The 12,581-nt window shown below is 73.7% G+C and carries 10 protein-coding genes; 6 read left to right on the top strand and 4 right to left on the bottom strand.

Translation table 11 applies throughout. The annotated features are described in order from the left end of the window. The first annotated feature begins 66 nt into the window (after nucleotides 1–66). From AB0F58_RS11645 to AB0F58_RS11635, 3 genes are all read left to right on the top strand, one after another. Entirely contained in the window at nucleotides 67–804 is a 738-nt protein-coding gene (locus AB0F58_RS11645; RefSeq protein WP_357141515.1) for an ABC transporter ATP-binding protein, read from the top strand. Continuing rightward, nucleotides 801–1,556: an ABC transporter permease gene (locus AB0F58_RS11640; RefSeq protein WP_357141512.1), complete on the top strand. Its 756-nt coding sequence runs from the start codon at nucleotides 801–803 to the stop codon at nucleotides 1,554–1,556. Before AB0F58_RS11645 ends, AB0F58_RS11640 begins: the two co-directional genes overlap by 4 nt. 141 nt (nucleotides 1,557–1,697) lie before the next feature. Then, nucleotides 1,698–2,306: a TetR family transcriptional regulator gene (locus AB0F58_RS11635; RefSeq protein ID WP_357141510.1), complete on the top strand. Its 609-nt coding sequence runs from the start codon at nucleotides 1,698–1,700 to the stop codon at nucleotides 2,304–2,306. Between the two features lie 187 nt (nucleotides 2,307–2,493). Here AB0F58_RS11635 and AB0F58_RS11630 read toward each other — a convergent pair whose 3' ends face one another. The 3 genes from AB0F58_RS11630 to AB0F58_RS11620 form a co-directional block, all read right to left on the bottom strand. Beyond that, the gene (locus AB0F58_RS11630; protein ID WP_357141506.1) at nucleotides 2,494–3,249 is read right to left on the bottom strand and encodes a DUF2470 domain-containing protein; all 756 of its coding nucleotides are present in this window, start codon (nucleotides 3,247–3,249) and stop codon (nucleotides 2,494–2,496) included. Between the two features lie 89 nt (nucleotides 3,250–3,338). Further along, the gene (locus AB0F58_RS11625; RefSeq protein ID WP_357141857.1) at nucleotides 3,339–5,117 is read right to left on the bottom strand and encodes an ABC transporter ATP-binding protein; all 1,779 of its coding nucleotides are present in this window, start codon (nucleotides 5,115–5,117) and stop codon (nucleotides 3,339–3,341) included. 171 nt (nucleotides 5,118–5,288) lie between these two features. Continuing rightward, nucleotides 5,289–7,175: an ABC transporter ATP-binding protein gene (locus AB0F58_RS11620; protein WP_357141503.1), complete on the bottom strand. Its 1,887-nt coding sequence runs from the start codon at nucleotides 7,173–7,175 to the stop codon at nucleotides 5,289–5,291. Between the two features lie 155 nt (nucleotides 7,176–7,330). Here AB0F58_RS11620 and AB0F58_RS11615 point away from each other — a divergent pair, with 155 nt between their 5' ends. The 3 genes from AB0F58_RS11615 to AB0F58_RS11605 all read left to right on the top strand — a co-directional run bounded on the left by AB0F58_RS11615 (nucleotide 7,331) and on the right by AB0F58_RS11605 (nucleotide 11,028). Beyond that, nucleotides 7,331–7,960 (top strand): TIGR03085 family metal-binding protein, encoded by a 630-nt coding sequence (locus tag AB0F58_RS11615; RefSeq protein WP_357141501.1) that lies wholly within the window; start codon nucleotides 7,331–7,333, stop codon nucleotides 7,958–7,960. A gap of 160 nt (nucleotides 7,961–8,120) precedes the next feature. Beyond that, nucleotides 8,121–9,071 (top strand): terpene synthase, encoded by a 951-nt coding sequence (locus AB0F58_RS11610; protein WP_357141498.1) that lies wholly within the window; start codon nucleotides 8,121–8,123, stop codon nucleotides 9,069–9,071. Nucleotides 9,072–9,201: 130 nt separating this feature from the next. After that, nucleotides 9,202–11,028, top strand: a complete 1,827-nt coding sequence (locus AB0F58_RS11605; protein ID WP_357141496.1) for a long-chain fatty acid--CoA ligase — start codon at nucleotides 9,202–9,204, stop codon at nucleotides 11,026–11,028. A gap of 52 nt (nucleotides 11,029–11,080) precedes the next feature. Here AB0F58_RS11605 and AB0F58_RS11600 read toward each other — a convergent pair whose 3' ends face one another. Next, nucleotides 11,081–12,535: a PLP-dependent aminotransferase family protein gene (locus AB0F58_RS11600; protein WP_357141493.1), complete on the bottom strand. Its 1,455-nt coding sequence runs from the start codon at nucleotides 12,533–12,535 to the stop codon at nucleotides 11,081–11,083. Nucleotides 12,536–12,581: the final 46 nt, after the last annotated feature.

Below are 12,581 nucleotides of genomic sequence, written 5' to 3'. Positions count from 1 at the left end.
GTTGTGCCCGGACAGAAACTCATCTATCGTTGAGTTCAACGGATGCTGAATTCGAGGAGGGGTGGCATGGACAGTGCGATCACCCTGGCCGACCTGGTGGTCGACCGGGGCGGACGCCGGATACTGGACGGCGTGAGCTGCGCCGTGCCGCGCGGCACGGTGACCGGGCTGCTCGGCCCGAGCGGCAGCGGCAAGACCACCCTGATGCGCGCCGTGGTCGGAGTGCAGACGGTCAGCTCCGGGGCGGTGACCGTGCTCGGCCGACCGGCCGGGACGCCGGCCCTGCGCCGACGGGTCGGGTACCTCACCCAGGCGCCGAGCGTCTACGCCGACCTGACGGTCCGGGAGAACGTGCGGTACTTCGCCGCTATCCACGGGCGCGAGCGGGCCGACGCCGACCGCGCGGTGGCCGAGGTCGGGCTCACCGGGGCGGTCGGGCAACTGGTCCGGACCCTCTCCGGCGGGCAGCGCAGCCGGGTCTCCCTGGCCTGCGTGCTGGTCGCCCGACCGGAGCTGGTCGTGCTCGACGAACCCACCGTCGGCCAGGACCCGGTGCTCCGGGCCGACCTCTGGGCCCGCTTCCACGAGCTGGCCGCCACCGGGACCACCCTGCTGGTCTCCAGTCACGTGATGGACGAGGCCGCCCGCTGCGACCGGCTGCTGCTGATCCGGCAGGGGCGGCTGCTCGCCGACGACACCCCGGACGGGGTGCGCGCCGCAGCCGGCGTGACCGACCTGGACGAGGCCTTCCTGCGCCTGATCCGGGCCGCCGAGGCGCGGCACGCCGGAGAGGAGGAGTCGTGAACCCCCGCATCGTGGCGGCCACCGCCGGTCGGGTGCTGCGCCAGCTCCGGCACGACCCACGGACCATCGCCCTGCTGATCGTGGTGCCCGGCGCGCTGCTCACCCTGGTTCACTTCATGTACGCCGGGCAACCCACCCCACCCGGGCAACCGGCCACGTTCGACCGGGTCGCCCTGGTCATGCTCGGGTTCTTCCCCTTCACGGTCATGTTCCTGGTGACCAGCATCGCGATGCTGCGCGAACGCACCACCGGCACGCTGGAACGGCTGCTCACCACCCCGCTGGGCAAGCTGGACCTGCTCCTCGGGTACGCCCTGGCCTTCGGGCTGGCCGCCACGGTGCAGGCGGTGGTCAGTGGCGCGGTGGCCTACGCGCTGCTCGACCTGGACACCGCCGGCAGCGGCTGGCTGGTCGTCGTCATCGCCGTGGTCACCGCCCTGCTCGGCATGGCGCTGGGACTGCTGTGCAGCGCCTTCGCCCGCACCGAGTTCCAGGCCGTACAGTTCATGCCGGTCGTGGTGGCCCCGCAACTCCTGCTCTGCGGACTCTTCGTCGCGCGGGAGCAGATGGCCGGCTGGCTCCGGGCGGTCAGCGACGCGCTACCCCTGTCGTACGCGGTCGAGGCGTTGCGGGAGGTCGGCGCGCACGCCGAGCCCACCGTCACGATGTGGCGGGGCCTGACGGTGGTGGCCGGGTCGACGCTGCTCGCCCTGGTGCTCGCCGCGGCCACGCTGCGTCGGCGCAGCGGCTGACGGTTTCGGTCCAACACCGACCGGCGGCCGGCAGACCGGGTGGACGGGCAGACCGGGCGAGCGGGCAGACCGGGCGAGCGGGCAGACCGGGCGAGCGGGCAGACCGGGCGAGCGGGCAGACCGGGCGAGCGAGGGGCGGCGATGAACAGACGGACCGGACGACGACCGGGCAACCCGGACACCCGGGAGGCGATCCTCGTGGCGGCCCGGACGGCGTTCGCCGCACGGGGTTTCGACGCGGCCTCGATCCGGGCGATCGCCGGGGCGGCCGGGGTGGATCCGGCCCTGGTCCACCACTACTTCGGCAGCAAGGACAAGCTCTTCCTGGCCGCCATGAACGCGCCGGTCGACCCGGGACGGCTGCTGCCCGGGGTGCTCGACGGCGATCCGGCGGGCATCGGCGAACGGCTGGTCCGGGGCCTGCTCGCGATCTGGGACTCACCGGCCGGGACGGCCGGGGTGGCGCTGCTGCGCTCGGCGGTGAGCACCGAGTGGACCGCCCGGCTGCTGCGGGAGTTCCTGGTCACCCAGGTGCTGCGCCGGGTGCTCCAGCACCTCGACGCCGACCCGGCCGAGCTGCCGCTGCGCGGCTCCCTGGCCGCCGCCCAGATGGGTGGGCTGGTGCTGATGCGGTACGTCGTCCGGCTGGAGCCGCTGGCCTCCGCGCCGCCGGAGACCCTGGTCGCCGCGGTCGGCCCCGTCGTGCAGCGCTACCTGACCGGGCCGCTGGACGGGGTCGTCCCCGGCTGACCGGGCCGCTGGACGGGGTCGTCCCCCGCTGACCGACCGGTCTGCGGGGATCCGCGTTCACCGACCCCCGGTGACGCGGACGCGCGACGACGCCGGGACCGCGCCGAGGGGCCCCGAGCAGGCGGGACGGGTCGGCGGGTCCGGGTCGACGGGTCCGGATCGGGCCGGACCGCGCCGACGGTCCGGGTCAGGCGGGACGGGCCGACGCCCGATGCCGGCAGAGCACCGGGTGCAGCAGCCGGGCCAGGTCGGCGTGGTCGGCGACCGGCCGAGGGAAGGACAGCCGGGCCCGTTGCCGGGCACCGGGCCCACCCAGGGACACCACCAGGCCGTACCGGTCGACGCGGACGATCCGGGGCGGCGCGCCGGCCCGCTCGCCGAGCCGGCCGAGCTGCCGGCGTAGGTAGGCGGCGACCTGGTCGCCGTGGTGCTCGGCGAGGTCGGTCAGGAGGGCGCCCTCGACCGGATGCAGCGGATCCGGGTCGGCTGCGGCGTACTCGTCGCGCGGGACGCGCCGCACCTCTCCGGCGACGTCCAGCCGGGCCTCGGCCACCTCGAAGCGGTACAGCCGGAACCGGGTGCCGACGTCGAGCAGATCGCCGGTCGGCTCCATGGTGGCGAAGTCGACCGCGGCGGCGCGGGCGTCCGCCCCGTCCAGCGGGGCCGCCCAGCCGGAGACCCAGGCGCGGCCGAGTGACGGCGCACCCGCCGCCGGGGGCAGGTCCAGCACGTCGAGCACCACCGCGACGTCGTCCCGGACCGCCCCGGTGGGGCGCAGCGCGGCGGCCAGGTCGCTGACCACCGGTACGAGCATCAGCACCCGCCCGTCCGGATCCGTGACGTGCCGGACCTGGTACGGCCCCGGGCGGTGCGCCAGGTGCACCAGCCCGGGAAGGCGGCCGGCCACCAGGGTCCGGACCGTCTCGGCGCTGCTCGGTCGCATGACCGCCCCTTTCCATAGGTTAGGCTAACCTAACCCAGGAGATTAGAGCACCCGACCACGGGCGTCCAGCAGATCCCCCAAACGCCGGATCACCGGGTCTGCTCCAACCAGGAGGCGTAGAGCAACCCGTAGACCGAGTCCGGTTCCCGGATCAGCTCGTCGTGCGGACCGCGCTGCACGACCCGGCCCCGGTCCACCACGATCACCTCGTCGGCGGCCTGGGCGGTGGAGAGCCGGTGCGCGATGGCGAGGGTGGTCCGACCCCGGGTCACCGCGTCCAGGGTCTTCTGTAGACGCACCTCGGTGGCCGGGTCGACCGCGCTGGTCGCCTCGTCCAGCACCAGCAGGTCCGGGTCGGCGACGTACGCCCGGGCGAGGGCGACCAACTGCCGCTCCCCCACGCTGAGCGCCTCGCCACGCTCCCCGACCGGGGTGTCCAGCCCGGACGGCAGCCCCTCCAACCAGTCGACCAGCCCCAGCTCGGTGAAGGCCGCGACGAGCTGCTCGTCGGTGAGTTCCGGCCGGGCGAAGCGGACGTTCTCCCCCACCGTCGCGTCGAAGAGGAAGCCGTCCTGCGGCACCATGACCACCCGACTGCGCAGCGAGTCGAACCGCACCTGCTCCAGCGGCGTGCCGGAGAGCAACACGGTGCCGTTGGTCGGATCCATCAGCCGGGTGAGCAGCTTGGCGAAGGTCGTCTTGCCGCTGCCGGTCTCGCCGACCACCGCCACCCGGGTCTTCGCCGGGATCTCCAGGTCGATGTCGTGCAGCACCGGCGGCCCCCCGGGGTACGCGAAGCCCACCTGCGCGAACCGCACGTCCAGCGGCCCCGGCGGCAGCTGGCGCCCCTGCTCCCCCGGGTCGGCCACGTCCGGGCGCAGGTCCAGCACGTCCAGCACCCGCCGCCAGCCGGCGATCGCGTTCTGCGCCTCGTTGAGCACCTCGGTGGCGATCTGCACGGGCTGGATGAACAGGGTCACCAGGAACAGGAACGCGGTGATCTGACCGACCGAGAGCGTGCGGTCCGCGCCGAGGCTCACCCCGACCACGACCACGCCGGCCAGGGCGAGACCGGCGGCCAGTTCCCCGACCGAGCTGCCCAGGATGCTGAACCGGATGGCCCGCTGCTGGGCCTCCCGGTGGCCGTCGATCGCCTCGTCCAGCCGCCGGGAGGTCCGCCCCGCGATCCCGTACGCCCGGATGACCGGCGCGCCGACCACGCTCTCCGCGACCGCGCCGAGCAGCGCGCCCAGCCGCTGCCGGACCACCCCGTACGCCGCGCCGAGACGGCGCTGGAGAGCCCGGATCACCAGGACGGCCGGCAGGAAGGCGGCGAAGACCACCAGGGTCAGCTGCCAGGAGTAGAAGAGCATGACGATCGTGGTGACCACGAGCTGACCGATGTTGATGAGGAGGATCACCCCGCCCCACTGGAGGAACTGGGTGATCTGGTCGACGTCACTGGTCACCCGGGACACCAGCGAACCGCGCCGCTCGGACTGCTGGTGCAGCATCGACAGGTCGTGCACGTGCCGGAACGCCCGGGTCCGGACGTTGGCCAACGCCGTCTCGCTCACCGTGAACAGCCGGCGCATCATCAGGTAGCCGCAGATCGTGGTCACCACCAGGGTCGCGGCGGTCAGGGCGACCACCGTCCCGACGGTGCCGAGGTCGACCCCGCCGATCAGACCCCGGTCGATGCCCTGCTGTACCGCCACCGGTACGGCGGCCCGGCCCACCATGAAGACCAGCGCCAGCGCCAGCGTGCCGGCCAGCCCGACCCGCAGTTCCGGGGAGAGGGACAGGCCCCGGCGCAGCGTGCGCCAGGCCGTCTCGACTCCCTCCGGCGGCTGCCCCGACCCGCCCACCGGCTCCACCTTCTCCTCCACCACGGCGCTCACCGGGTCAGCCTCTCGTTCGCGACTGCGGGGCTCGCAAGCTCACTCCTCGCGCTCACCGAACTCGCCCTCCGTTCGCGACTGCGGGGCTCGCAAGCTCACTCCTCGCGCTCACCGGGTCAGCCTCTCGTTCGCGACTGCTCACCGGTCCATCTCCACTTCGAGGCCGGTGGCCACCGGGACCACCGCCGGGTCCTGGTACGTACGGGCCTGCTCGCGTTCGGTCTCCGCCTGCTCGTACGCGGTGACCAGGTCCACGTAGCCCGGCACGGTGGCGAGCAGTTCGGCGTGCGTGCCCCGGGCCACCACCCGGCCCTGCTCGACGTAGACGACCTCGTCGGCCATGGCGATCGTGGCGCGGCGGTACGCCACCACCAGGATCGAGGTGCCGGCGCCCGTTCCCTCGGTCGCCGAGGAGCGCAGCCCGGCCAGGATGGCCGCCTCGACCCGGGGGTCGACCGCGCTGGTCGCGTCGTCGAGCACCAGCAGCCGGGGGCGGCCGGCGAGCGCGCGGGCCAGGGTGAGGCGCTGCCGCTGCCCACCGGAGAGCGAGGTGCCCCGCTCACCGACCCGGGTGTCCAGCCCCTCGGGCAGGGCCGCGACGAAACCGTCCGCCTCGGCCAGCCGCAGCGCCGCCCAGACGTCGTCGTCGCTGATGCCGGGGCGGTCCAGGGCGACGTTCCCGCGCACCGTGTCGTCGAAGACGAACGGCACCTGGGCGACCAGCGCGACGTTGCCGGCCAGCGACGCGGCGGTCAACTCCCGGACGTCGACGCCGTCGACGGTGACGGTGCCCGCGTCCGGGTCGACCAGACGCGCCGCCAGGGCGGCGATGGTGGACTTGCCGGCCCCGGTCGGGCCGACCAGGGCGACGGTGCGCCCGGCGGGCACGGTGAAGGTGACCGCGCCGATCACCTCGGCGCCGGGCAGGTGCGCCTCGGCCGGCTCGTACCGGAAGGAGACGTCGGCGAAGGCGAGGGTGGCCGGGCCGCCGCCGGTGGGGTCGAGGTCCCGGTTCCCGTAGGCCATCTCGCCGGTGGCGCGGAGTACCTGCTGCACCCGGTCCCAGCCGGCCACGCTGCGCGGCAGTTCGGCGAGGACCCAGCCGATGGCCCGTACCGGTACGGCCAGCACGGTGAACAGGAACGCGACGCTGACCAGTTCGGCGACCGTGATCGCGTCCTGGCGCAGCCGGATCGCGCCGACCACCAGTACGGCGAGGGTGCCGATGCTGGGCAGGGTCTCCAGCAGCGGGTCGAACAGGCCGCGCAGCCGGCCGACGGCGATCAGCGCGTCGCGCAGTTCCGCCGCGCGGGCGGCGAACCGGCGGGTCTCCTGCGCCTCCCGGCCCATGGTCTTGACCACCAGCGCGCCGTCGAAGCTCTCGTGGGCGATGCCGCTGACCTCGGCCCGCAACTGCTGGGCGCGGGCCTGGCGGGGAGCCATCCGGCGGGAGTAGACCACGTTGAGCGTGAACAGGGCGGGGAAGACGGCCAGCCCGACCAGCGCGAACGTCCAGTCGGTGGCGAAGAGCGCGATGATCGCCCCCGCCACCATCACCAGCGTGCCGACCGCGAAGGGCAGCGGCGCGATCGGGTACCAGGCGGCCTCCACGTCCGAGTTGGCGTTGGAGAGCAGGGTGCCGGTGGCGTGCCGCTGGTGCCAGGACAGCGGTAGTTCCAGGTAGCGGCGGGTCACCCGGCGGCGGTAGCTCGCCTGGAGGCGGTACTGCATGTAGCCGGCGCCGAGGCGGCGTCCGAAGATGCCGACCACCCGCAGCAGGCTGATCCCGAAGAGGGCGGCGGCGGTCAGGGCCAGCACGCCGACCTCCACCGCGCCACGGGCGATCGAGGGCATCACCACGTCCCCCACCACCGCGCCGATCACGTACGCGCTGCCGATCACCATCGCGCCGAAGAGCACGCTGCCGGTGACCGCGACCGTGAAGATCCGTGGTTGTTCCCGGACGGCCCGCCCGAGGACCCGGAGGCCCCGGGCGAGCACGGCCGTACTCGTCCTGCTCGACACGCTCTACTTCCCCCGCCGTAAGCCGCAATTATCTCCCTCATCCTTACCGGTCGGCGCCCGGCGCGGCGACCCGGGTTCGGTTTTGTCCGCTGTGGCAGGAGTGACGTATCGCGTCTCGACGGGCCGTCCGGCCGGGCGCGGCCTACCATCGGGGCATGCCGCGGTACGCCCGATCGGAGCGCCAGGCGCTCGCCGACCTCATGCTGGCCCTCGGGCCCGACGCGCCGACCCTGAACGAGGGCTGGGTGGCCCGGGACCTCGCCGCTCACCTGGTGGTCCGCGAACGCCGGCCGGACGCGGCGGGCGGGATCCTGCTGCCGCCGCTGCGCGGGTACGCCGAGCGGGTGCGACTGCGGATCGCGGCGCGGCCCTGGGCCGAACTGGTGGCGCAGGTGCGTCAGCCGCCGGTGTGGAGCCCGCTGAGCAACCCGCTGACCGACGAGCTGGTCAACACCATGGAGTTCTTCATCCACCACGAGGACGTCCGGCGGGCCGCCCCGGACTGGCAGCCCCGCAACCTGCCGGCCGGACTGCACGCCGCGCTCTGGAAGCGGGCCGCGCCGATGGCCCGGCTCGCCCTGCGCCGGTTCCCGGCGAGCCTGCTCGTCCAGGCTCCGGAGCACGGGGAGGTGCGCTGCGGACGTGGTGGCGAGGCGCTCCGGCTGGTCGGGACGCCGGGCGAGCTGACCCTCTTCCTGTCCGGCCGGCAGCGTGCCGCCCGGGTGCAACTCGACGGGGCGGCGGCGGCCGTGGAGCGGCTGCGTACCGCCAAGCTGGGCCTCTGATCCGACCTCTCGGCGGACCGCCACCGCCGGCAGGGCCGCCGGGCAGGGACGGGACGGCCGCCGACCGGGGCGGAGGCCAACGGAGAGAACAAGTCCGATATCTTGCCCCCGCACGGATTTGTCGGTCCGCCCCGCCCGGGACGGTGTGGCAGGGGGTGGCATGCGGGATTTCGCGCTTTCTACGCTACGGGAACCACCGTTCCCGGGGCGGTGCCACCCGGCGGTCACCCAGGTCGCCCGGGACAGTGCCGACTGGGCGGAGCGGCTCGGCCTGACCTGGTCCGCCGAGAGCCGCCGCCGGCTGGCCCGGGCCGCCGCCGCCGACCTGGCCGGACGGGCCTGCCCGGAGGCACCGGTGGAGCGGCTCCGCCTGCTGACCGATCTGATCACCTGGCTCTTCGCGGTGGACGACGCCTGCGACGAGGACGGGCTGGGGGACACGCCGACCCGGCTGGCCCCCACCGTCGCGGGTCTGCTCGACGTCCTCGACCTCTGCGGCGACCCGGCGCTTCCGGCGCTGCTCGGCACCACCGGCCCGCGCGGGGCCGCGCTGCACGACCTCTGCCGGCGGGTCCGCGCCGACTCCCGCCCGTCGGTGCTGCTCGCCTTCACCGGGCAGCTGCGGGAGTACCTGCTGGCGTTGCTCTGGGAGGCGGCCAACCGGGAGCACCAGCGGGTGCCCGGGGTCGCCGAGTACGTGCAGATGCGCCGGCACACCGGTGCGGTCCACCCGAGTTTCACCCTCACCGACCTGGCCTGCGACGGACCGTCGCCGGACGAGCGGACCCACCCCGACCTGGTCGCTCTGGAGACCCTCGCCGCGGACCTGGTGTGCTGGTGCAACGACGTCTTCTCCTACGGCAAGGAGTACCGGCTGACCGGAGACGGACACAACCTGGTCGCCGCCATCGCCGGAGAGGAGCAGCGCCCCGAGCAGGCCGCCCTGCTGGCCGCGGCGGAACTGTTCAACCGGACCCTGACGGCGTACACGGAGCGGGAGAGCGTACTGCTGCGCACCGCCGACCCGGCCACCCACCGGTTCGTGGCCGCCCGGCGGGGCTGGATCCGGGCCACCTGGGACTGGTCGCTCAACGCCGCCCGATACACCTGATCGCCCGAGAAACACGGCGGCTCCGAGGGGCGGGGCTAGCCGATGACCGGGTGTACGCAATACCCTTCGGTAACCGCAGACCCAGCGTGACCACGATCACGTCGACCACCCCTGAAGGCGGCCCGCAGCGATGGCTCTCGATGTACCGTACCGTTCGATCCCGGACATGTTCCTCAAGCGCGTGGCGGCCACCCCGGACCGACCCGCCTTCGCCCACCCCGCCCCCGACGACTCGGGACCGGTCTGGCTGACCTGGGAACAGGTGGGGCACCGGGCCAGGGCGGTCGCCGCCGGCCTGCACGGTCTGGGCATCGGACTCGAGGACCGGGTGGCGATCCTGGCCAACACCCGGCTGGAGTGGGTCGTCGCCGACCTCGGCGTGATGTGCGCGGGCGGGGCGACCACCACGGTCTACCCCACCACCGAGCCGGAGGACACCTGCTACATCGTCGCCGACTCCGGCTCCCGGGTGCTCTTCGCGGAGAACCCCACCCAGGCCGCCAAGGTGGCCGGGGCGGAGCTGCCGGCGCTGACCCACGTGGTCCTCTTCGACGGCACCGCCGATCCGGACGCGGCCGTCCCCCAGCTCACCCTCGCCGACCTGGAGGAGCGGGGGGCACGGGCGCTGGCCGCCGAGCCGGGCCTGGTCGACGGGATCGTCGCGCAGCTCGGCCCCGAGCACCTGGCCACGCTGATCTACACCTCGGGCACGACCGGCCGCCCCAAGGGCGTCGAGCTGCTGCACGGCGGCTGGTGCTGGGAGGGCGTGGCGCAGGCCGACGTCGGGCTGCTGCGTAGCGACGACCTCCAGTACCTCTGGCTCCCGCTGTCCCACTCGTTCGGCAAGACCCTGCTCTGCGGGGCGACCCACGTCGGGCTCCCGACCTACGTCGACGGCCGGGTGGACAAGCTGGTCGAACTGCTCTCCGTGGTCCGCCCGACGCTGATGTGCGGCGCGCCCCGGGTGTTCGAGAAGGTCTACAACAAGTCGGTCACCACCGCGCGGGACGCCGGTGGCGCGAAGGCGAAGATCTTCGCCTGGGCGGTGCGGGTCGGCAAGGAGAAGGTCGCCCTGGAGCAGGCCGGCAAGCCGGTCCCGGGCGGGCTCCGGCTGCGCCACCGGCTAGCCGAGAAGCTGGTCTTCAGCAAGATCCAGGACCGGCTCGGCGGCCGGATCCGGGTGCTGGTCTCCGGCTCCGCGCCGCTGAGCCCCGAGATCGCCACCTTCTTCGCGGCGGCGAACCTGCCGATCTCCGAGGGGTACGGGCTCACCGAGAGCAGCGCCGGCAACTTCGTCAACCGCCCGGACGGGCTGCGGATCGGCACCGTCGGGCAGGCCATGGGCGACCTGGAGTGCCGGATCGACACCGACGGGGAGATCCTGCTCCGGGGCCGTCCGGTGATGCGCGGCTACCACAACCTGCCCGAGGAGACCGCCGCCGCCTTCACCGAGGACGGTTTCTTCCGTACCGGCGACATCGGCGCCCTGGACGCCGACGGCTACCTGAAGATCACCGACCGGAAGAAGGATCTGTTCAAGACCTCCGGCGGCAAGTACGTCGCGCCGTCGCACATCGAGGGCATGTTCAAGGCGATCTGCCCGTACACCTCGCAGGCGCTGGTGATCGGTCAGGCCCGCAACTTCTGCACGATGGTGGTCACCCTCGACCCGGACGCGATCAAGGGCTGGGCGGCGGGCGGTCCGCTGGAGGGCCGCGACTACACCGCGATCGTCACCTCGCCGCAGGCGAAGGCGATGGTCGACGGGTACGTCGCGGAGCTGAACAGCAAGCTCAACCGCTGGGAGACCATCAAGAAGGTCCTCATCCTGCCGCGCGACCTGACCATCGAGGACGGCGAGATCACCCCGTCGCTGAAGATCAAGCGGCGGGGCGTGGAGAGCAACTTCGCCGCCGAGATCGAGAAGATGTACGACGGCTCGCTCGCCGAGATCTGACCCACCCGCCGCCCCGGGCTCCCCCCTCGCGGGGATCCCGGGGCGGCGGCGCTCAGGCGATGACGGACGGCTCCCGCCACTGCGGGCGGCCGGCCCGGTCCAGGTCGTACCGGACCGCGGCGATCCGGTGCACCGCGTCGACCAGGTCGGCGGCGGGCAGGGTGAACGGCAGCCGCAGGAAACGCTCCAGCGTGCCGTCCAGCCCGAACCGGGGGCCGGGCGCGAGACGTACGCCGACCTCCTCGGCGGCCCGAGCCAGGGCGCTGGAGACCGGCCCGTCCAGTTCCGCCCAGAGGGTCACCCCGCCGCGCGGCACGGTGACCCGCCACTGCGGCAACCGCTCGGCCAGCGCGGCCAGCAACGCGTCCCGCTGGCGGGCCAGTTGCGCCCGCCGGGCGGTCACGATGGTCGACGCCTCGGCGAGCAGGTGCACCGCGACGAGCTGTTCCAGCACCGGGCTGGACATGTCCACCCCGATCCGGGCGGCGGCCAGCCGCTGCACCTGCGGGGCGGAGGCGCGGACCCAGCCGATGCGCAGGCCACCCCAGTACGGTTTGCTCATCCCCCCGATCGTGATCACCCGCGAGTGCCGGTCGAAGGTGGCGGTGGGCGGGGGCACCGGGGTGCCGTCCAGCGGCAGGTCGACGAAGGACTCGTCGACCACCAGGTCGGTGCCGGCCGCGTGGGCCGCCCCGACCACCCGTTCGCGCAGCTCGACCGGCATCAGGTGGCCGGTCGGGTTCTGGAAGTCGGGGATCAGGTAGGCCAGCCGGGGGCGGGTCTGACGGATGCTGGCCAACAGCAGGTCCGCGTCCCAGCCGGCGTCGACCGCCAGGCCGTGAGTGGCGATCCGGGCCCGCCGGGCGGCGAGGGCGGCCAGCGCGTTGGGATAGGTCGGCGACTCCACGAGCACACTGCCGGCCGGGGCGAGCGCCAGCCTCAGCACCAGGTCCAGCGCGTGCTGGGTGCCGTTGGTGACCATGATCTGCTCGGGGCTGGTGGGCAGGCCGCGCTCGGCGTACGACTGGGCGATCGTCTCCCGCAGCTCGATGATCCCGGTCGGGTGGTAGCCGGCGCTGCCCAGGTAGTGAGGCAGATCCTCGGTGGCGGCCCGGGTGGCCGGGATGAGTTCCGGTGGGGCGGCCAGCGCGGCGATGCCCAGGTCGATCATGTCGAGGTCGTCCTGCGGGGTCCACAGGCCCGAACTGGCCACCCGGTGCCCGCCGGGCAGCATGGTCCAACTCCCCGCTCCGCGCCGACTGGTCAGGTGTCCGCTCTCGCGCAGCTCCCGGTAGGCGGCGGTGACCGTGGTCCGGCTGATCCGCAGCGCCTCGGCGAGTTCCCGCTCGGCCGGCAGGCGTACCCCCAGGGGCAGCCGGCCGTCGGCGAGCAGACCCCGGACGGCAGCGGCGAGAGCGGCGTAGTCCGGCGACCGGCGGCGGCCCGGCAGGGCATGCCACTGGCCGAGCAGACGGGCCAGTTGCCCTCCGCGAACCTGGCTGGTCATGGCCACTCCCTCCCGATTGGCTCTCTCACACCCCCGTGATTGGCCC

It is taken from the genome of Micromonospora sp. NPDC023956 (assembly GCF_040639195.1).
Lineage (GTDB): Bacteria > Actinomycetota > Actinomycetes > Mycobacteriales > Micromonosporaceae > Micromonospora.
This window is presented reverse-complemented; position numbering and strand designations above follow the sequence as displayed.